The 18,721-nt window shown below is 72.5% G+C and carries 25 protein-coding genes; 15 read left to right on the forward strand and 10 right to left on the reverse strand.

The features are described from left to right. Both ACFY2B_RS36005 and ACFY2B_RS36010 read left to right on the forward strand, forming a co-directional pair. The coding region (locus ACFY2B_RS36005) for a catalase (protein WP_390767254.1) at window positions 1-515 on the forward strand (515 nt) is incomplete at its 5' end. A 350-nt stretch (window positions 516-865) separates the two neighbouring features. Beyond that, the gene (locus ACFY2B_RS36010; protein WP_390767255.1) at window positions 866-1,732 is read left to right on the forward strand and encodes an LLM class flavin-dependent oxidoreductase; all 867 of its coding nucleotides are present in this window, start codon (window positions 866-868) and stop codon (window positions 1,730-1,732) included. Between the two features lie 74 nt (window positions 1,733-1,806). On the opposite strand, the gene ACFY2B_RS36015 is transcribed toward ACFY2B_RS36010, so the two are convergent. Continuing rightward, the gene (locus ACFY2B_RS36015; RefSeq protein ID WP_390767256.1) at window positions 1,807-2,583 is read right to left on the reverse strand and encodes a hypothetical protein; all 777 of its coding nucleotides are present in this window, start codon (window positions 2,581-2,583) and stop codon (window positions 1,807-1,809) included. 273 nt (window positions 2,584-2,856) lie between these two features. Here ACFY2B_RS36015 and ACFY2B_RS36020 point away from each other — a divergent pair, with 273 nt between their 5' ends. Next, entirely contained in the window at window positions 2,857-3,624 is a 768-nt protein-coding gene (locus ACFY2B_RS36020) for a class I SAM-dependent methyltransferase (protein WP_390767257.1), read from the forward strand. A gap of 135 nt (window positions 3,625-3,759) precedes the next feature. Here ACFY2B_RS36020 and ACFY2B_RS36025 read toward each other — a convergent pair whose 3' ends face one another. Continuing rightward, window positions 3,760-5,199 (reverse strand): aldehyde dehydrogenase, encoded by a 1,440-nt coding sequence (locus ACFY2B_RS36025; RefSeq protein ID WP_390767258.1) that lies wholly within the window; start codon window positions 5,197-5,199, stop codon window positions 3,760-3,762. A 153-nt stretch (window positions 5,200-5,352) separates the two neighbouring features. Here ACFY2B_RS36025 and ACFY2B_RS36030 point away from each other — a divergent pair, with 153 nt between their 5' ends. Both ACFY2B_RS36030 and ACFY2B_RS36035 read left to right on the forward strand, forming a co-directional pair. Continuing rightward, the gene (locus tag ACFY2B_RS36030; RefSeq protein ID WP_390767259.1) at window positions 5,353-6,039 is read left to right on the forward strand and encodes a TetR/AcrR family transcriptional regulator; all 687 of its coding nucleotides are present in this window, start codon (window positions 5,353-5,355) and stop codon (window positions 6,037-6,039) included. A 263-nt stretch (window positions 6,040-6,302) separates the two neighbouring features. Further along, complete coding sequence (locus tag ACFY2B_RS36035; protein WP_390767260.1) at window positions 6,303-7,196, forward strand: glycosyltransferase family 2 protein; 894 nt, start codon at window positions 6,303-6,305, stop codon at window positions 7,194-7,196. A gap of 60 nt (window positions 7,197-7,256) precedes the next feature. Here ACFY2B_RS36035 and ACFY2B_RS36040 read toward each other — a convergent pair whose 3' ends face one another. Beyond that, window positions 7,257-8,942 carry a bifunctional 3'-5' exonuclease/DNA polymerase gene (locus ACFY2B_RS36040; protein WP_390767261.1) on the reverse strand — a complete coding sequence of 562 codons (1,686 nt, stop codon included), beginning with the start codon at window positions 8,940-8,942 and terminating at the stop codon, window positions 7,257-7,259. A 49-nt stretch (window positions 8,943-8,991) separates the two neighbouring features. Then, entirely contained in the window at window positions 8,992-9,807 is an 816-nt protein-coding gene (locus ACFY2B_RS36045) for a Clp protease N-terminal domain-containing protein (RefSeq protein ID WP_390767262.1), read from the reverse strand. Window positions 9,808-10,012: 205 nt separating this feature from the next. Between ACFY2B_RS36045 and ACFY2B_RS36050 the strand changes: the two genes are divergently transcribed. Continuing rightward, a complete protein-coding gene (locus ACFY2B_RS36050; protein WP_390767263.1) occupies window positions 10,013-11,191 on the forward strand; it encodes a DUF2786 domain-containing protein in 1,179 nt (392 codons plus the stop codon). Between the two features lie 174 nt (window positions 11,192-11,365). Here ACFY2B_RS36050 and ACFY2B_RS36055 read toward each other — a convergent pair whose 3' ends face one another. Then, window positions 11,366-11,680 carry an ArsR/SmtB family transcription factor gene (locus ACFY2B_RS36055; RefSeq protein WP_390767264.1) on the reverse strand — a complete coding sequence of 105 codons (315 nt, stop codon included), beginning with the start codon at window positions 11,678-11,680 and terminating at the stop codon, window positions 11,366-11,368. A gap of 90 nt (window positions 11,681-11,770) precedes the next feature. Between ACFY2B_RS36055 and ACFY2B_RS36060 the strand changes: the two genes are divergently transcribed. Continuing rightward, window positions 11,771-12,142, forward strand: a complete 372-nt coding sequence (locus ACFY2B_RS36060) for a VOC family protein (RefSeq protein ID WP_390767265.1) — start codon at window positions 11,771-11,773, stop codon at window positions 12,140-12,142. A gap of 213 nt (window positions 12,143-12,355) precedes the next feature. Here ACFY2B_RS36060 and ACFY2B_RS36065 read toward each other — a convergent pair whose 3' ends face one another. From ACFY2B_RS36065 to rpmB, 4 genes are all read right to left on the reverse strand, one after another. Then, window positions 12,356-12,874 carry a DUF4232 domain-containing protein gene (locus ACFY2B_RS36065; protein ID WP_390767266.1) on the reverse strand — a complete coding sequence of 173 codons (519 nt, stop codon included), beginning with the start codon at window positions 12,872-12,874 and terminating at the stop codon, window positions 12,356-12,358. Between the two features lie 290 nt (window positions 12,875-13,164). Then, on the reverse strand, window positions 13,165-13,653 hold the full coding sequence (locus tag ACFY2B_RS36070; RefSeq protein ID WP_390767267.1) for a hypothetical protein: 489 nt from the start codon (window positions 13,651-13,653) through the stop codon (window positions 13,165-13,167). Between the two features lie 56 nt (window positions 13,654-13,709). Then, the gene (rpsN, locus tag ACFY2B_RS36075; RefSeq protein WP_390767268.1) at window positions 13,710-14,015 is read right to left on the reverse strand and encodes a 30S ribosomal protein S14; all 306 of its coding nucleotides are present in this window, start codon (window positions 14,013-14,015) and stop codon (window positions 13,710-13,712) included. Between the two features lie 18 nt (window positions 14,016-14,033). After that, window positions 14,034-14,270 carry a 50S ribosomal protein L28 gene (gene rpmB / locus ACFY2B_RS36080; RefSeq protein ID WP_390767269.1) on the reverse strand — a complete coding sequence of 79 codons (237 nt, stop codon included), beginning with the start codon at window positions 14,268-14,270 and terminating at the stop codon, window positions 14,034-14,036. Window positions 14,271-14,332: 62 nt separating this feature from the next. Here rpmB and rpmG point away from each other — a divergent pair, with 62 nt between their 5' ends. The 8 genes from rpmG to ACFY2B_RS36120 all read left to right on the forward strand — a co-directional run bounded on the left by rpmG (window position 14,333) and on the right by ACFY2B_RS36120 (window position 18,107). After that, window positions 14,333-14,497 (forward strand): 50S ribosomal protein L33, encoded by a 165-nt coding sequence (gene rpmG / locus ACFY2B_RS36085; RefSeq protein ID WP_376534923.1) that lies wholly within the window; start codon window positions 14,333-14,335, stop codon window positions 14,495-14,497. Window positions 14,498-14,502: 5 nt separating this feature from the next. Continuing rightward, a complete protein-coding gene (locus ACFY2B_RS36090) occupies window positions 14,503-14,775 on the forward strand; it encodes a type B 50S ribosomal protein L31 (protein ID WP_376534921.1) in 273 nt (90 codons plus the stop codon). Continuing rightward, window positions 14,772-16,118 (forward strand): GTP-binding protein, encoded by a 1,347-nt coding sequence (locus ACFY2B_RS36095; protein ID WP_390767270.1) that lies wholly within the window; start codon window positions 14,772-14,774, stop codon window positions 16,116-16,118. Before ACFY2B_RS36090 ends, ACFY2B_RS36095 begins: the two co-directional genes overlap by 4 nt. 5 nt (window positions 16,119-16,123) lie before the next feature. Next, a complete protein-coding gene (gene rpsR, locus ACFY2B_RS36100) occupies window positions 16,124-16,363 on the forward strand; it encodes a 30S ribosomal protein S18 (RefSeq protein ID WP_390767271.1) in 240 nt (79 codons plus the stop codon). Window positions 16,364-16,468: 105 nt separating this feature from the next. Then, on the forward strand, window positions 16,469-16,840 hold the full coding sequence (locus tag ACFY2B_RS36105; RefSeq protein ID WP_376534915.1) for a VOC family protein: 372 nt from the start codon (window positions 16,469-16,471) through the stop codon (window positions 16,838-16,840). Between the two features lie 24 nt (window positions 16,841-16,864). Further along, window positions 16,865-17,218, forward strand: a complete 354-nt coding sequence (locus ACFY2B_RS36110; RefSeq protein WP_390767272.1) for an ArsR/SmtB family transcription factor — start codon at window positions 16,865-16,867, stop codon at window positions 17,216-17,218. After that, window positions 17,215-17,691, forward strand: coding sequence for an SRPBCC domain-containing protein (locus tag ACFY2B_RS36115; RefSeq protein WP_390767273.1), 477 nt, complete (start codon window positions 17,215-17,217; stop codon window positions 17,689-17,691). Before ACFY2B_RS36110 ends, ACFY2B_RS36115 begins: the two co-directional genes overlap by 4 nt. 197 nt (window positions 17,692-17,888) lie before the next feature. Next, the gene (locus tag ACFY2B_RS36120; RefSeq protein ID WP_376534974.1) at window positions 17,889-18,107 is read left to right on the forward strand and encodes a DUF397 domain-containing protein; all 219 of its coding nucleotides are present in this window, start codon (window positions 17,889-17,891) and stop codon (window positions 18,105-18,107) included. A gap of 99 nt (window positions 18,108-18,206) precedes the next feature. On the opposite strand, the gene ACFY2B_RS36125 is transcribed toward ACFY2B_RS36120, so the two are convergent. Further along, a complete protein-coding gene (locus ACFY2B_RS36125; RefSeq protein WP_390767274.1) occupies window positions 18,207-18,698 on the reverse strand; it encodes an ATP-binding protein in 492 nt (163 codons plus the stop codon). Between the last annotated feature and the right edge of the window lie 23 nt (window positions 18,699-18,721).

Consider the following 18,721-nt stretch of genomic DNA (forward strand, 5'->3'; position numbering starts at 1 on the left):
CGGCGCACTTCGTGCCCGGCATCGGTCCGTCCCCGGACAAGATGCTCCAGGGCCGCCTCTTCGCCTACGGTGACGCCCACCGCTACCGCGTCGGCATCAACGCCGACCACCTCCCGGTGAACCGCCCGCACGCCGCCGAGGCGCGCACCTACTCCCGGGACGGCCACCTGTACGACGGCCGTCACAAGGGCGCGAAGAACTACGAGCCGAACAGCTTCGGCGGCCCGGCCCAGACCGACCGTCCGCTGTGGCAGTCCACGGCGGTGTCCGGCGGTACGGGCACCCACGAGGCACCCGCGCACGCCGAGGACGACGACTTCGTGCAGGCGGGCAACCTCTACCGCCTGATGTCCGAGGCCGAGCAGGAACGCCTGATCGACAACCTGGCGAACGCCATCGGAGGCGTCTCGGCCGACCGCGACGACATCGTCAGGCGGGCGGTGGACAACTTCCGCCAGGCGGATTCGGACCTCGGCAGCCGTCTGGAGGCGGCGGTCAAGGAACGGCGCCGCTGAACCGGGACGCGCCCGGATCCCCAGCGGCCCCCACCCCAACAGGAGGTAGAGATGAACTGCTACGACTGCGCCCGGACAGGGGCGGGAGCCAGGTCCGCCATCGGAATCTGCTCCTTCTGCGGTCTGGCCGTCTGCGCCACCCACGCAAGGGTCGACACGGCCCCCGGCAAACACACGGCGGGCGTGGTCGTGGTGACACGCCGGGTGGCGTGCAACACGTGCTGCGGGGTTCAGGCGGCCGCCTGAACCCCGCAGCACGCTCCCGTGATCGTCGAGCAACCCGGTCGAGCAACCCTCGGCGGACCAGCTGATCGGTTGCCCGTCCCGCCGCCGTGCAGAAGGATGCGGGGATGCGCTTCTCCGTCAACATCCCGAACTTCGGTGACTTCGCCGACCCCAGGACCGTGGCGAAGGTGGCAGCGGCAGCGGAAGAGTCCGGGTGGGACGGGCTGTTCGTCTGGGATCACGTACTGCATCGCAAGCACGCGGGCAGGCCCTTCGGCGATCCCTGGATGCTGCTGACGGCCGCCGCGCTGGCGACCTCCCGGATCAGGCTGGGCACGCTGGTCACTCCGGTCGCCCGGCGGCGTCCTGAGCAACTCGCCCGGCAGGTGGCGACCCTGGACGCCGTGAGCGGTGGTCGGGTCACCTTCGGCGCGGGGCTGGGCGGGCCCATCGAGGACGAGTACGCGAGTTTTGGAGACACCACGGACCCCAAGGTCCTGGCCGAGCGGCTGGACGAGGGCCTGGACCTGCTGCGGCGTTACTGGTCGGGCGATCCGGTGAGTCACGACGGACGGCACTACCGGGTACGGGACGTGACGCTGCCGCCCGCCACCGTGCAACGTCCCCGGCCGCCGGTCTGGGTCGCCGGCTTCTGGCCGAACCGCCCGCCCATGCGCCGGGCCGCTCGCTGGGACGGCGTGGTGCCGCTGTTCACGGACGCCCGGCACGGCCATGTGCCGCCTGTCGATCAGGTCCGTGACCTGGTTGCATACGTTCGCACACAGCGCGAGGACGAGCCCGGCGCGCCCTTCGAGATCGTCCTGGGCGGTGCCACGCCGGGCGGAGACACCGCCAGGGCCCGTGCTCTGATCGGCCCGTTGGCCGAGGCGGGCGCCACCTGGTGGGACGAGCGGCAGATCCAGACCAGCGACTCACTCGACCGGCTCACACCGGTGTTGCGCCGCATCGAGCAGGGCCCGCCGGTGCTGTGACGCCCGGTCGCCCCTGGCGGCACCTCACCAGGGGCACCGAGCCAAGGCAGGCGGACGCGGCCGGCGCCGCTCGGTCAGTTGTAGCCGAGGACCTTGAAGTCCTTGCTGACGAAGACGTGGTGCGGCCAGTTGATGCTGATGTTGTGCACTTCGTACTCGCCGTTGCTGAGCTGCACCACGCGGTCGGCGATGCCTCCGGGTACGAGGGCCTGGGCGGCCTTGGTGGCCTTGTACGCCGTGGTGCCGTTGACGATCGTGCCTTCTCCCTCGGTGTAGTCGGGGATCTGGCCGACCGACTTGTCGGGGGAGGGGGTGCCCTGCTGGAAGGCGATCACGCCGGCCGCCTCGGCCGCCGCGGCGCCGCCGTCGCCGCCGGGCTGGACGACGACGTGCGTGGCCGTGATGGTCGCGCTGTCGACCAGGCCCAGGACGAGGACGCTCTCGCCCTCCTTCACGATCTTCGCGGAGGCGGCGCGGTTCTTCTTCGCGTAGGTGGTCGTGGACGTCTCGTCGACGGTCACCTCCACACCCGTGGCCGTCGCGAAGGTGAAGCCGGAGTCGGAGGTGGAGCCGACGATGCCGGTCGCGCCCCCGTCGGACGGGTCGGACCGGGAACCGCCATCGGTCGGCGTGCCGGACGGCAGCACCGTCGCCGCGGTCGGGGTGGCCGCCGCGGCCGACGTGCTGATGCCGGCGACACCGGCCAGCGCGCAGGTGAGCCCGGCGGCCACGATCCACGCGCCTTTCTTCTTCGACAGCACGCGCGGCGCACCGCCTCGGCGCGCCCGCGGAGCCGCGGTCGCCAGAGGCGCTCCAGCGGGCGAGTGGCGTGTCGGGTCGTTGTCGTTCATGAGGACGCTCCTCGGTCGGGTGGTCGGGTGGTCTATGGCTGACAACCCAGAGCGTGCTGGTCGGTCATGTGCGGGTGCTTTTGTTTCCCTGTGATTGAGTTGAGTGATCCACTCCGGCGGAACGTCGGACGAGTGCACGATCCGGGGCGTTCGCGGACCGTCCCCGCCGACGCCGCCGGATGCCTTCGCCGGCCGCTTCGCGGAACCGGGCCTTCGCCGGTTACCTGCGCGGGACGTCTTCGGGGAACCGGCCGACGGCCGTAGCCTCGGGCCATGTCCGAGAATCCGGTGGCACGCTTCTACGACGAACTCGCCGACGACTATCACCTGATCTACGCGGACTGGGACGCGGGCGTCCGACGGCAGGGGAACGCCCTGCACGCCCTGCTGGGCCGGGACGGTGCGGCGGTGCTCGACTGCTCCTGCGGTATCGGCACCCAGGCCATCGGTCTCGCGCTGCGCGGGCACCAGGTCACCGGGACGGACCTGAGCCCCCGCGCCGCTGCCCGCGCGGCCCGAGAGGCCGCCCGGCGGGATGTCACGCTGCGCACGGCCGCGGCCGACATGCGGCAGCTCCCTTTCACCGACGCCCGGTTCGACGCCGTGGTCTGCGCCGACAACGCCCTGCCGCATCTTCTGACGGAGCAGGACATCGGCGCCGCTCTGGCGGAGATGCGCCGCGTGCTGCGTACCGACGGCCGGCTGGTGATCAGTACCCGCCCCTACGACGACCTGCTGCGCACCCGTCCCGCTTCGGCGCCCCCGCAACTCCACCAGCCCGTGGACGGGGGAGAGCGGACCGTCACCTTCCAGCTCTGGCACTGGCACGACGACGGCGAGCACTACGACGTGGAGCACTTCCAACTGCTGCCGGCGGACGGCGAGTGGCGCGTCCGGGTCCGCCGGACCGTCTACTGGGCCCTCGGACGGGACCGGCTGGCCGGTCTCGTGACCGCCGCCGGATTCGTGGACCCCGTGTGGCGGATGCCCGAGGAGACGGGCTTCTTCCAGCCGGTTCTCACGGCGTACGCCGGCCGGTAGCCGGTAGCCGGTAGCCGGTAGCCGGTAGCCGGTAGCCGGTAGCCGGTAGCCGGTAGCCGGTAGCCGGTAGCCGGTAGCCGGTAGGCGGCCGGGGCCAGGGGCTGGGAGCCGGCGGCCGGTGGCAGTGGCCGTCGGTCACACGGCGATGGACTGGTACTCGGTGTAGGCGCTCAGCCCCACCGCGCCGTACTCGCGGCCGAAGCCGCTGGCCTTGAAGCCGCCGAAGGGGGCGCGCATGTCGCGGGACGCGCCGTTGACGGAGAACGTGCCCGTGCGGATGCGGCGGGCCACGTCGAGGCCGTGCTCCGGGTCGGCGGTCCACACGCCGCCGGACAGGCCGTAGGCGGAGTCGTTGGCGAGGGCGACGGCCTCGTCCTCGGTGTCGAACGGGATGACCGCCAGGACCGGGCCGAAGATCTCCTCCTGGGCGATCTTCATGGAGTTGGCGACGTCGGCGAAGAGGGTCGGGCGTACGTAGAAGCCCTTCTCCAGGCCCGGGGTGTCCGGTGCGCCGGGGCCGCCGACCACCACGCGGGCGCCCTCGGCGAGGCCGGCCTCGATGGAGGACTGGATGCGCTGCTGCTGTGCCTGCTTGACCATGGGGCCGATCCAGGTGCCGGGGTCCGAGGGGTCGCCCACGGTGAGGCCGCTCATCATCGTGGCGACGGCGTCGACGACCTCGTCGTAGCGGCTGCGCGGGGCCAGGATGCGGGTGTGGGCGACGCACGCCTCGCCGTTGTTGCCCAGCGACAGGCCCTTCAGGCCCGCCGCGACCCGGGCCACGTCCGCGTCCGGCAGGACGATGGACGCCGACTTGCCGCCCAGCTCCAGGCTGACGCGCTTGAACTGCTCGCCGGCGACGGCGGCGATACGGCGGCCTGCCGCGGTCGAGCCGGTGAAGGCGACCTTGTCGATGCCGGGGTGTCCGATCAGGTACTCGCTGACCTCGCGGTCGGCGGGCAGCACGCTGACCACGCCCTCGGGGAACCCCGCAGCGGCCAGGATCTCCCCGAGCAGCAGACCGTCCACAGCGGTCTCGGGCGACGGCTTGAGGATGACCGGGCAACCGGCCAGCAGCGCCGGAATGATCTTGACCAGGGCGGACTGGTGCGGCGCGTTCCACGGGATCACCGCCGCGACGACCCCCACGGGGGCGCGGCGCACCACGGTGCGGTGACCGTCCTGGGCGGGCAGGTCGGTCTCCCAGTCGAAGCCCGTCGCGACCTCGATGAAGTCGTCCACGAAGTCCTTCAGGCTGTGCTGCATCCAGGTGGTGAACCACGTGGCCGAGCCGTTCTCCGAGGTGATGAGCGCGGCCAGCTCGTCGGCGCGCGCGGAGTGCAGCTTGTTGAAGCGCGCGACCACCCGCCGGCGCTCCTCGGGTGAGAGCCGCGGCCAGGGCCCGTGGTCGAAGGCCGCGCGGGCCGCGGCCACCGCGCGGTCGACGTCGGCGCGGGACGCCTCCGGCACCGCACCGACCGGGGACTGGTCGTGCGGGGAGCGCACCCGCAGGACGTCGGTGGTGGCGGGGGTGGTCCAGACCCCGCCCACGAGCAGCTTGTCGTACGTGATCACGATGTCCTCCCAAACCGGCCCGGCCATTTAGCCGAACGACGTTCTCTTACGATCCGACTGTAACAGAACGCCGTTCGCTTATCGAGGGGGGCCGGTATCCTGGCCGCAGTGACACGGCGAGCGGCGCAGCCGGGGGGCGGTGGAGAGAGGGCCATGAGCGAGACCGGGCAGGGGTTCATCCGCGCGCGCAGCCCGGAGAACCGGGAACTGCGCAGGCAGTCGATCCTGGACGCGGCCGGGCGCCTGCTGGGCAAGGCACAGGTCGCCGACATCACGCTGCGCGACATCGGCCGGGAGGCGGGGATCGCCACCTCGAACGTGCTGCGGTACTTCGAGAACCGCGAGGCGGTGTTCCTGGAACTCCTCAACCGGCAGTACCGCGCCTGGCTGGACTCGCTCCCGGCGGACCTCGCGCCCGCCGGTGCGGAGGACGACGGGCCGGCCGCAGCGGCCCGCCGGTTCGCCGACGCGTACGCCGCCTCGCTCGCCGCCCGGCCGGTGCTGTGCGAGCTGGCGAGCGTGCTGGCCAGCGTGCTGGAGCGGACGGTCTCGGTGGAGACGGTCCGTGCCTACAAGCGCAACGCGCTGGCCAACAACGACCGGCTCGCCGACATCATCCACGCCCGCGTCCCGGGCCTGGACCGGGCGGCCGCGAAGGAACTGGCCTCGGCCACCAACGTACTGATCGCGGGACTGTGGCCGCTCGCCCATCCCGGACCCACCGTCGCCGCCGCCGTGGAGGACCCCGCGCTCCTCGCCGCCCACGTCGACTTCCCCGCCCGCTACAGCCGCATGATCGAGCTGCTCACCACCTCGCTGCGGGGGCCAGCCGTCTCCTGATCCGCGCGCGGGTCTGCCGGCCGGGTGTCGGAATGTTCCGGCCGGGCTGATGGGGCCGACGGGCCGGCAGAGCCGACGGGGGCCGACAGGGCCGGCAAGGCCGCCGGGTCCCGGCCGGAAAATCAGCAGCAAAGGCGGAGCAAAAGGGCGGGAAAGTGAAGCGGGGTCAGAGAGATCGGGGGATCTGAGGCAACATCTTGGTGAACGGTGGGCGCCGCGCGGCCGGGCGTGGCCGCCGCCGTCGGCCGGATGGGGTGAGAGACGTGGTGGAGCCGAGGATCGCCATCGCCGTGGTGACCATGGGGAACCGTCCCGCCGAGGTCGATGCCCTGCTGGAATCCGTGGCCAAGCAGGACCTCGCCCCCGCCCGGATCGTGATCGTCGGAAACGGGTGCCGGTTGCCCGAGTTCGCCCGGCGGCTCTCCCTGCCCGGCGAGGTCACCGCCGTGGACGTCGAGGAGAACCTGGGCTGCCCGGGAGGCCGCAACGTCGCGCTCGCCCGGCTGCGGGAGTACGGCGACACCGACGTGGTCGTCGAACTGGACGACGACGGGCTGCTCGTCGACGCCGATGTGCTGCGCCGCGTGCGGGACCTGTACGCCGCCGACCCCCGGCTGGGCATCGTCGCCTTCCGCATCGCCGATGAGAAGGGGGAGACCCAGCAGCGGCACGTGCCCCGGATCGGCACCTCCGATCCGCTGCGCGGCGGCTACGTCACCGGCTTCCTCGGCGGCGCGCACGCCCTGAGCATGGCGATGCTGGCCCAGACCGGGGACTGGCCCGCCGAGTTCTTCTTCGCGCACGAGGAGACGGACCTGGCGTGGCGGGCCGCCGATGCCGACTGGAAGATCCTCTACGCGCCCGAACTGCTCCTGCGGCACCCCAGGACCTCACCCGCCCGGCACGCCATCTACCACCGGGTGACCGCCCGCAACCGGGTCTGGCTGGTCCGGCGCCGGCTGCCCCTCGTACTGATCCCGGTCCACCTCGCGGTGTGGATACTGCTCACCCTCGTCCGCACCCGGTCGGTGGGCGGGCTACGGGCCTGGTTCGGCGGGTTCGTCGAGGGGGTGCGGCAACCGGCCGGCGAGCGTCGGCCCATGCGCTGGCGGACGGTGTGGCGGCTGACCCGGCTGGGGCGCCCGCCAGTCGTCTGACGTCTGCCGGGTGCCGGGTGCCGGGTGCCGGGTGCCAGGTGACGGGTGCCGGGTCCCCGCTCACTTGGCGTCCGCGTAGCACTCCACCACGGCCGTCGTGAACGGAAACCGCACCGGGGTCTCGCCGAACGTCAGCTTCCCCGCCAGCTCCGCCGCCTCCGCGATCGCCGCGACGACGGTGTCGGCCTCCTCCTGCGGACAGTGCACGATCACCTCGTCATGCTGGAAGAACACCAGTTCGGCAGCCAGGTCCGCGCAGGTTCTGCGGAGCGCCGCGAGCAGCAGCAGGGCCCAGTCGGCGGCACTGCCCTGGACGACGAAATTGCGCGTGAACCGGCCCCGGGCGCGCGCGTTGGTGGAGGCGTACCCGGGCACCCAGCCCTCGTCGGCCCGCTCGCCCGGGTCGTCGTCCTGGGGGAGACCCGCCTCCTCGGCGGCCCCGGCCCCAGCCGCCGGCGGGCAGGTCCGGCCCAGCCAGGTCCGCACCAGCCGGCCCTCCTCACCGGCCCGGGCCGCCTCGTCGACGTACGCCACCGCCCGGGGGAAGCGGCGTCTGAGTGCGGCGAGGTTCTTCAGGCCGTCGCCGGAGGTCTGGCCGTAGACCGCGCCGAGCACGGCGAACTTGGCCTGTTCGCGGTCGCCGGAGAAGGCGTGGTCGGAGACGGACTGGTACAGATCGGCCGGGCGCCCGGCCACCTCCATCAGGCCGGGATCGCGGGAGATCGCGGCCAGCACGCGCGGTTCCATCTGGTCGGCGTCGGCCACGACGAGCCGCCAGCCGGGGTCGGCGACCACCGCCCGCCGGATCACCTTGGGGATCTGGAGCGCGCCCCCGCCATGGGTCACCCAGCGCCCGGTGACCGTCCCGCCCGCCAGGAACTCGGGCCGGAACCGCCCTTCCCGCACCCAGTCCTGCAACCACGTCCAGCCGTGCGCCACCCAGACGCGGTACAGCTTCTTGTACTCCAGCAGCGGTGCGACCGCCGGGTGGTCGACGGACTCGATCTCCCAGCGGCGGGTGGACTTCACCTTGATCCCGGCCTGCGCGAACGCCTTGAGCACGTCGGCGGGCAGATCGGGCCGCACCCGCCGGCCGAAGGCGGCCGACACCTCGTCCGCCAGCTCGGCCAGCCGGCGCGGTTCACCCCCGCCCGGATACCGCTCGCCGAGCAGGCCGTCCAGCACCTCGCGGTGCACGTCCGCCCGCCAGGGCAGACCCGCGTGGTTCATCTCGGCGGCGACCAGCATCCCGGCCGACTCGGCCGCCGTCAGCAGCCGCATCCGGTCGGGGTGGGCCGTCCTGGTGTGCCGGCGCTGCTGGTCGCCGTAGACCGCGAGCAGGTCGTCGAGCGACAGGCGGGCGCCCTGCGGCTCGAACAGCGGTGACTGCGCGCCGGGTTCGGCCGGGCGCAGGGGCGGATCGGGCGGTACGGGACCGCCGCGCAGCCGGGCCAGGGCGGCGGCCGCCGAGCGTGGCTCGCCGTGCCGCCCCTCATGGCCCAGCAGGAGTGTTTCGGCGTCCTCGATGTCGTAGCACCTGTCCACTCGCACCCCCGTGGCGAGCAGACGGGGATACACCTCGGGGGTCGACCGCCACACCCAGCGCGTCACCTCCGGCCGGTCCCGCACCGCCCCGGCGAGATCTGGCTCCCGCCGGACCGGACCGGCGGGCAGCCCGTCCGGGCCGAGGGGGGCGACGTCCACGCCTCCGTCCTCGGCCGGAGCGAGTGCCCACCGGTCGGCCATGTCGCAGAGTGTGGCAGGCAGGTCTGACAATCCGCCGTGACCTGCGGTTTCAGTCGTCCTTCTGGTCCTTCTGGTCCTTCTGGTCCGGCTGGTCCTTCTGGTTCGGCTGGTCCGGTTCGGTCTGTAGCACGTCCCGGAGCTCTTCCCGTTGCCGAACCAGCACCTCCAGCACCTTGGCGATGTACTGCTCGCTCGTCTCCTTGGTGATGCCGAGGCCGTTGAGCACGCCCTGGCCGTTCTCGTGCTCCAGCAGGGCCAGCAGGATGTGCTCGGTGCCGATGTAGTTGTGGCCGAGGCGCAGGGCCTCGCGGAAGGTGAGTTCCAGGACCTTCTTGGCGCCCGCGCTGTAGGGGACCAGTTCGGGTGTCCGGTCGGCGGCCGGCGGGAGTGCCGCGCCCGCCGCCGCGCCGACCTCCTCCAGCGACACGCCCTGCGCGGTGATCGCCTTCGCGGCGAGGGCGTCCGGCTCGGTGAGCAGCCCGAGGACGAGGTGTTCGGGCAGACCCTCGGTGTTGCCGGATTCCTTGGCCTTGGCGTGGGCGGCCATCACCACGTTCCGGGCGCGCACGGTGTAGCGGCTGAAGCCCTGGTTGGGGTCGAGGTCGGCCGACTCCTTCGGTACGAAGCGCTTCTGTGCCGCCTGCCGGGTGACCCCCATGCTCCTGCCGATGTCGGTCCAGGAGGCGCCCGAGCGCCGCGCCTGGTCGACGAAGTGGCCGATCAGGTGGTCCGCCACGTCGCCCAGGTGGTCGGCGGCGATCACCGCGTCCTGGAGTTGGTCAAGAGGTTCGCTGTGCACCTTCTTGATGGCGTCGATGAGGTCGTCGAGGCGGATGGACGTGTTGCCCTCGGGTTGGGTCGTCATGTGTCAACCTTAGGTTGACGACCGCAGGGCGTCAACCGTGAGTTGACAGTGCTCCGGGTTCTGTTGAGGTCTGTTCGGCCCCCTGCGGGTTCCGCTTCCGGCTTTCCGGGTGGCCGCGAGGTGAGCCGGCGGCCCGGCGAAGGGAGTTGTCCACAGGGTGTGGACAGTGCGCCCCGTTGTCGGCGGCGCGTGGCACGATCGACGGGTGAGCAGCAGTACGACCAGCACCGTGGAGCGAGCCTTCCAGGCGGCCCTCTACGACGGCACCGATTCCGGCCTCGACACCGGCGCGTCCCTCCTCGCGGCCGATCCCGCCGCGGACGCCGAACTCGCACGCCGCGGCGCGGAGTTCGTGGCGGCGGCATGGCGGCGCGGCTGGCAGCCCGCCGATGTCGTCCGGTTGGTGCGGCGCGACCTGGAGGACGGGCACGTCCGGCTGACCGCGGCGCTGATCCGCGCCCAGGCGCCGGCCGACCGCCCCCGCGGCCCGCGCTGGGCGGCACAGCTCGCCGCCCTCCCGACCGCCCCGGCGCGCGAGGCGGACCGCTTCTCGCATGCCACCGCCGTCCTGGAGCTGTACCGGCTGCTGCTGCGCCTGCCCACCCTGGAGCCGCTGGCGGACCCCCCGAGCACGCCACGGGGTCGGGGCGCTCCGGAGGGACCGGGGAATGCGGGGGAGCCGCACGGGACGGCGGCACCGGACCGGGGGCGCCCGGCCGCCCGCATGCTCTCCCGCATCCGCGCGCTGCTCGCCAAGGCGGAGGCGACCGGGTATCCGGAGGAGGCGGAGGCGCTGAGCGCGAAGGCACAGGAGCTGATGGCCCGGCACAGCGTCGACGAGGCGCTGCTGGCGGCGGAGGCACCCGCTCCGGACGCGCCCGGGGCCTGGCGGATCGGCGTCGAGCCGCCGTACGAGCAGGTCAAGGCGGTGCTGCTGGACGCGGTCGCCACGGCGAACCACTGCCGCGCCGTGTGGGACGAGTCGCTCGGCTTCTCCACGGTCGTCGGTTTCGCGGCCGACCTGGAGGCGGTCGAACTGCTCTACACCTCGCTCCTGGTGCAGGCCACACGCGCGATGGCGAAGGCGGAGGCGGCGCAGCGGGCGGGCGGACGCAAGCGGACCAAGACCTTCCGGCAGTCGTTCCTCGCGGCCTACGCCCACCGCGTCGGCGACCGCCTCACGGCCGCCGCCGCGACCCAGGCCGGCCCGGACCTGCTCCCGGTCCTGGCCACCCGGGAGGTCGCGGTCAGCGAGCACCTGGAGCGCATGTTCCCGCGCACGACCTCGACCCGCCTGCGCGGCGTCAGCGACGCGGCGGGCTGGACGGAAGGCCGACGGGCGGCGGACCGGGCCCAGGTCGCGGCCCGCCCCGGACTGGAGTGAGCACGGCGGGGTCGCCGGACGCGCCGGGCTTGCCGGGCACGGCGGGGTCGCCGGACGCGCCGGGCTTGCCGGGCACGGCGGGGTCTCCGGACGCGCCGGGTCCCCGGACCGGCCAGGTCTCCGGACCGGCCAGGTCTCCGGACCCGCCGGGCGGAACCCGGCGGGTCCCCGGCATCATCGCCCGTCTGTGCCCAGCGCGGCGGCGAGGAGCCCGGGGAAGCGGGCATCGAGATCGGCGCGGCGCAGCGTCATCAGGCGGGCCTTGCCCGCCCGCCGGGTGCGGGTGATCCCGGCTTCGCGCAGGATCCGCCAGTGATTGGACAGGGTCGACCTGGCCACGTCCACGCCGTCCGGGCTGCACGCGCTCTCGCCGTGCTCGGCCATCCGGCGGACCAGATCCAGCCGCACCGGATCACCCAGGGCGTGCAGCACCACGGCCAGGTCCAGCTCCGCGGCGGCGTCCGCCGGTGCGTCGTCAGGCTGTCCCACCGGCCCTCCTCGTCCGAACTCACGCGACGCTCGTAGTGTGCGGATTGCTTCGACGATTCGGAGATATCGAAATGATCTAGGAGAGCGCCCATGGCCGTGCTCGCCACCTTTGCCCGTGTCCACGTCGACGATCTGGCCGTGGCGCTGCCCGTCTTCGTCCGGCTCACCGGGGAGCAGCCACGGCTGCGGTTCAGCCACCGCGGCCTGGAACTCGCCGCCATCGGCGGTTTCCTGCTGCTCGCGGGTACGGCGGAAGCCCTCGCTCCGTTCCGCGCCACCCATGCCACCGCGATCGTCGAATCCGTCGACGAGGCCCTGCGCATCACCGAGGAACACGGCGGAGAGATCCTCAACGGACCCGACGAGGTGCCCACCGGCCGCAACGTGACCGTGCGGCTCCCCGGCGGCGCGATCGTCGAGTACGTGGAGTTCCACGAGGCGGCCCGTTCGGCGCGCGCGTGAGCGGCCCGGACGTCTCGTACGTACCCGGAAGGAAGGCGCGGGGCCGCGGGCGGGGACCGGGCGCGGCCACCACGGAGGCGGGTCGGCGGGCGGATCCGGCCGGCGCGCGCTCCGTGCCCACACGCGCCCCGGACCTCCTCCCTCCCCCGGGCCCGCGCCACGCCCCCACGCGCGCGGCCCGGGCAGGCCCGCCCGCCCCGGCGTCTCCCGGTCTCAGTCGCCGCTCTGCTGGAAGGCGCCGACGGAGGCGTTCGGGGTGTTGTCCGAGCCGCCCTTGCCCGCGACGGGGCCGTACGACCACGGGAAGCTCTCGGTGTCCTTGGCGCCGGGCAGGCTGATCTCCACCGTCTTCGCCGCCAGACTGGTCCCGTCGCCCGCCGCACCGCGCACATAGCTGATCGTGAAGGACGCGAAGTCCCCCTTGGCGAGCTTCAGCTTCTGCGCCTTCGCGTCCTGGGCCACGGGGACGGCGACCTTGCTGCCGCCCGTGACCAGTTCGACGCCGGGGAAGTCGTCCAGCGTGCACGGAGCGCTCTGGTTGGTGATGCTCACGGGCACCTCGCCGGTGTCCCCGGCGCCCGGGGCCACGCTCGCCGAGCCGATCTGCACGGACACCCCGCCGATCGCGCAGGCCGAGTCGCCCTTGCCGTTCGTGGCGCCGCCCCCGTCGTTGCAGGCGGTCAGGGTGAGGGCGGCGGCGAGGAGGGTGACGCTGAGCGGAATGACGCGCATGTGTGTGGGTCCCTGTCGAGGTCGTGACGGTGTATCCAGCATCATCACGCGTGGCGCGGGCATCCCGTCACGCGCCCCTCCGGATCGCGGGCAGGAGCCCGGCCATGGATCAGAAACCGAGCCTTTGAAGTACCAGGCTCTCAAAAACCGACAGCCACACGGACCGAGAACCTTCACGAACCGACAGTGCGCCGAAACCGGGCCCTTCGCGAACCGGCCCGGCCCCCTGCCGGCCGAACCGGCCCTGCCCCGGCCGAACCGGCCCGGTCCCTTGCTGACCGAACCGGCCGTCAAGAACCGAGGTTCGCCGTCGGCAGTCCCTCCGGGAGCTTGCCGCCCTCCGCCTTGGTGTAGGTCTCCGTGCCGAGCTTGCCGGACCAGGTCACCTTCAGGCTGTCCCCGGCCACCGAGTCGACCATCCCGGTCTCGCGGTCGCTGCTGCCGTCGGTGCAGGTCAGGTGGATCATCTGCATGCCCGACTCCTCACCGGCGGTACCGCTGCACACGGACCCGCCGGTCGTGAAGAGACCGGCCTGCTTGCCGTTGACCACCAGGGCCACGGCCTTGCCGCCGTTCGTGGTGAGCCAACTGCCCTGCAAGGTGCCGGCCGAGGCCGTGGCGCCGGCGGTGGCCGACGCGGACCCCGTGGCCGCGGACGTGCTCGACCGCGGCGTGGTGTCGTCCGCGGAGTCACCGCCGCCGCACGCGGTCAGCGTGAGCGCGCCCGTCAGCCCCGCGGCCGTCGCCGCGATCCGCACCGTCCTAGTCGCCCAAGTCACTGGAAGCTCCCAAGCTGTAGCCGGTCTGCCGAACGACCGCAGCAAGCTATCAGGACCTACCAGGAAGACTTCCGTACGCCGGGCAGGTGTCCGCGGTGCGCCTGCTCCCGCAGGTTCACCCGGGACAGCCCGAAGGTCCGGAGGTAGCCGCGCGGGCGGCCGTCCACCTGATCACGGTTGCGCACGCGGGTGGCGCTGGCGTCGCGCGGCTGGCCGCGCAGCTCCCGCTGGGCGGCCAGCCGCTCCTCCTCGGTGCTGGACGGCCGCCGGACGATCTCCTTCAGTTCGGCTCGGCGGGCGGCGTACCGGGCGACGGTCCGCCGCCGCTCCTCGTTCTTCGCGATCTTGCTTTTCTTCGCCATATCGGTGCTCCGTCCCCCTCAGACCTTCACTCCGCGCGCGCGGATGCGCGCCACCGCCGCCTCGACGCCGATCACGTCGACGGTCCTGATCGCCTTCGTGCTCAGCCGCAGCCGTACGTACCGGCCCTCGCTCGGCAGCCAGTAGCGCTTGGTCTGGATGTTCGGGTCGAAGCGGCGGGACGTGCGCCGGTGGGAGTGGGAGATGCGGTTGCCGAAGCCGGGTCGTGTGCCGGTCAGCATGCAGTGCGCGGACATGGGTGACGTACCTCTCCTCGTCGCCAACTGTTAATGGAAGTCATTTTCAGTAAGATAGCAGCATGGCTCGCAACGAACTCCGTCCGGTCATCAGACTCCGTTCCACGGCCGGGACCGGCTATACCTACGTGACCCGCAAGAACCGCCGCAACGACCCCGACCGCATGACCCTGCGCAAGTACGACCCGGTCCTCGGCCGGCACACCGACTTCCGTGAGGAGCGCTGACCGCCATGCGCAAAGGAATCCATCCGGCCTACGGTCCCGTGGTCTTCCGGGACCGGGCCGCGAACCACGCCTTCCTCACCAGGTCGACGATGACCAGCGAGAAGACCGTCGAATGGGCGGACGGCAACACCTACCCCGTCGTGGACGTCGAGATCTCGGACGTCAGCCACCCCTTCTACACCGGCACCGCGCGCGTCCTGGACACGGCGGGACGCGTCGAGCGCTTCGAGCGGCGGTACGGGGACCGGCGGCAGAACGGGAAGCGGGGCGGCGCGTGAGCCTCCCGGTGGCGATCGTCGCGGGGCTGCACGCCGACGCCCGCAGGGCGACCGTGGCCCGCCTCCTCGCCGACGTGCCCGGCAGCGTCGTACTCCACCACGACCTGGAGACGGCCGCGGCCGGCACGGTGGTGCGGTCGGTCCGGGACGCCGGCGGGCTGCTGGACGTCGGTGAGGCGCCCCTCGTCAACGACTGCGCGTGCTGCGCGCTGCGCGAGGACCTGGTGCCCGAACTGCGCCGGCTCGCCCAGGACGGGCGCACCCGGCTCGCGGTCGTCGAACTGTGGGACTCCGTCGAGCCCAAGGCGATGGCGGAGGTGGTCACGGCGGGCGGGTTCACCGTCACCGGCGTGATCACCGCCGTCGACCCGGCGCTCGTGCTGCCGTACCTCGGCAACGGCGACGACCTCGCCGAACGCGCTCTCGCGGCGGCGGCCGACGACCAGCGCACGGTCGCCGACACCTTCGCCCGCCAACTGGAGTACGCCCCCGTGCTCGCCGTGGCCGATTCTCCCGAGGCCGACGACGAGGACCGCGAGCTGCTGTCCCAGCTCCATCCGACGGCCCGCCGGATCCCGATCCCGGACAACCGGCCGCGGCACGAGGCCGAAGGACCGCCGGAGACGGACACAGCGGACGCGGCAGACGCGGCAGAGGTGGCAGAGGTGGCAGAGGCGGCAGACGCGGCGGACGCGACGGATGCGGCGAACGAAGCCGACGCCGCGAACGCGCCAAGCACGCCAAGCGCGCCGAACGCGCCGCGCACGTCAGGCATCTCGGAGAGGCCCGCCGACACCCATCCCCTCTCGGCGCTCGCGCGCGCCGCCCTCGCCGGATTCGACGTGGAGGCCGCGGCGGCGGCCCAGCACCCGGCCTGCGCCCGGCTGCCCGCGGAGGCCGACGCGCACGGGGTCGCCACCTTCGTCTGGCGGCGGCTCCGGCCGTTCCATCCGGAGCGGCTGTACGCGGCACTGGAGGACGTGACCTGCGCCGCCGCCCGCAGCCGGGGGCGGTTCTGGCTCGCCGACCGGCCCGACACGCTGCTGCACTGGGACGCGGCCGGCGGCGCCCTGTGCGTGGAGGGCGCGGGGCCGTGGCTGGCCGCGCTGCCCGACGCCGCCTGGGACCTGATCCCGCCGGTGCGGCGGGCCGCCGCCGCGCTGGACTGGCACCCGGAGCACGGTGACCGCTGCCAGCACCTCGTCTTCACCTCGCCCGGCCTCGACCGCGACGGACTGGCGCGGTTGCTGGAGTCCTGCCTGCTGACCGACGCCGAGTACGCCGCCGGGCGCGAGGCGTGGAAGCTGCTCCCGTCCGCCTTCGACACCTTCCTGGAGGTCTGACCGCCATGCGGCGAAAGAGTGTGCACAAGCCCGCCGGGAAACGGGCCAACCCGCTGGAGCGGGCCGGGGTCGAGTACATCGACTACAAGGACACCGACCTGCTGCGGAAGTTCCTCTCCGACCGCGGCAAGATCCGCAGCCGCCGGGTCACGCACGTCACCGCGCAGCAGCAGCGGCTCCTGGCCCGCGCGATCAAGAACGCCCGGGAGATGGCCCTGCTGCCGTACTCCGGATCCAGCCGCTGAGTGCACCCCGCCGGCCGTGACACGGGCTGTGACACCCCCCACATAATCAGGTAGGGGATTCCCTACGATTGGCGCGTAGGGAATCCCCTACCTATTGTCGGGCGCATGAACATCACACACGCCTCCTTCGTCACACTCCCCGTCACTGACCAGGACCGGGCCCTGCGCTTCTACACGGACGTGCTCGGCTTCCGGGTCACCGCCGACCTGGACATGCCCCAGGGCCGCTGGCTCCAGGTCGCCCCCGAGGGCGCCCAGACCGTCTTCACGCTCTCCGGGCCGGGCATGGGCGGTTTCGAGCCCGGTTCGACCCGGGGGATCATGTTGGTGACGACCGATGTCGACGCCGACTGTGCGCGGCTCGCCGAGGCGGGCACCGACGTGCAAGGCCCGGACGAACTTCCCTGGGGCCGGATGGCCTCCTTCCGGGACCCGGACGGCAACGGCCTGATGCTGCTCACCGAGGCTCAGTCCTAGGCGGGACGGGACAGGAGGGAACGCATGACGACGACCGGGGTCCGCGAGGACACCGAGGACCGCGTCTTCGCCGCGCTCGCCAACGCCACCCGGCGCGAGGTGCTGCGCCTGCTGCGCGACGGCGGACCCCAGCCCGTCCAGGCCCTGGCCGACCACTTTGCCATGCGGCGCCCCAGCCTCTCGGAACACCTCAAGGTGCTCCGGGAGGCCGGCCTGGTCTCCGAGGAGCGCTCCGGCCGGCAGCGCATCTACCGCCTGGAGGCGGCACCGCTCGCCGAGTTGCAGGACTGGCTCCACCCGTACGAGCGGTTCTGGCGCGACCGCCTGAAGGGGCTCGGCGAACTGCTCGACCGCCTGCCCGACGAGGGCCGCCCATGAGTGCGCCCGCCCCGGACGGCGACGCCGACGACCTCACCACCGTCCGCGTCGACCAGTTCCTCCCGCACCCGCCCGCCAAGGTCTGGCGGGCCCTCACCGAGCCCGGTCTGCTCGTGCAGTGGCAGATGCCCGGCTCGGAGGACTTCCGCCTCGAAGTCGGCCACCGGTACCGGATGACGTCCGTCCCGCGCCCCAATTCCCGCTTCTCCGGCGTCGTCGACGTGCAGGTTCTCGCCTACGACGTCGAGCGGATGCTGTCCGTCCGGTGGACCGACGCCGACCCCGCCGATCCCGCGGACTGGACCATCACGTGGACACTGGAACAGGAAGGGCGCGGCACGCGTCTGTTCCTAGTGCACGAGGGGTTCGATCCGGACGACCCGGCGCAGATGATGGCGCGGAAGATCATGGGCGGGGGCTGGCGCACGCATGTCATGCGGAGTCTGGGGCACACGCTTCAAGGACTTCGGTAAAGGGGGCGTCAAAGCTGTAACCGGAAGGGCACCTTCCGTGCACGTGCATCTGCCCATGCATCTGCACATGATCGGGGTTATGATCCCGGTCAGTTGACCACTGCATCAATGGCCACACCAGCCAGTGCACCAGCGGGGAGCAACTTGTGAACCTCGACGTTGACGGCGTGTACGGGGGGTACGACGTGTACAACGGCATGGCTGCCACGCAGCTGGACGGAGTGGCCTGGCAGAAGAGCAGGTACAGCAACTCGCAGGGCTCCTGCGTGGAGTTCGCCCGGCTGCCCGGCGGGGACGTGGCGGTGCGCAACTCGCGCTTCCCCGACGGTCCCGCGCTCGTCTACACGCGCGCGGAGATCGAGGCGATGCTGCTCGGGGTCAAGGACGGCGAGTTCGACCATCTGATAGCGAGCTGACGCGGGCGTCCTGCGCGGGCGTCGTTCAGGGCAAGGGCAAGGGCCGCGCCGGTCGGGGGAATGCGCGTGGACGACCGACCCCGGACGGCGCCGGTCGCGTCAATCGTCCTGCGGGAGCCGGAACATCGCCCAGACGACCTTGCCGCTGAGGGTGCCCGCGAGCGGGTGCCAGCCCCAGCTGTCGCTGAAGGACTCGACGAGGAACAGGCCGCGCCCCGACTCGGCCACGTGGTCCTCGGAGGTGCGCGCGACCGGGGTCTCGTGGCTGGGGTCGCGCACCGCGCACACCAGCCGTTCGGTCCAGCGCATCAGGTGCAGCCGCACCGCCGCGGACGGGTCGGTGCCGGGGTCGCCGGGCAGCGCGTGCCGCAGGGCGTTGGTGACGAGTTCCGAGACGACCAGGCATATGTCGTCGAAACGGTCGCCGACGTCCCACTGGTCGAGGGTGCCACGGGTGAACCTGCGGGCTTCGCGGACGGCTTCGTACCGGGGCGGCAGGGCGCAGGAGGCGGCGCTGGCCACGGCCGCGGGATCCAGTGGAGGAAGGCCCTGCCGTAGCGGCTTGAGCATGGTCGATCCATTCGTCCCCATGCGAGGCACTCCCCGGAATTCGC

It is taken from the genome of Streptomyces sp. NPDC001270, assembly GCF_042896695.1.
In the GTDB taxonomy this organism is placed as follows: Bacteria; Actinomycetota; Actinomycetes; order Streptomycetales; family Streptomycetaceae; genus Streptomyces.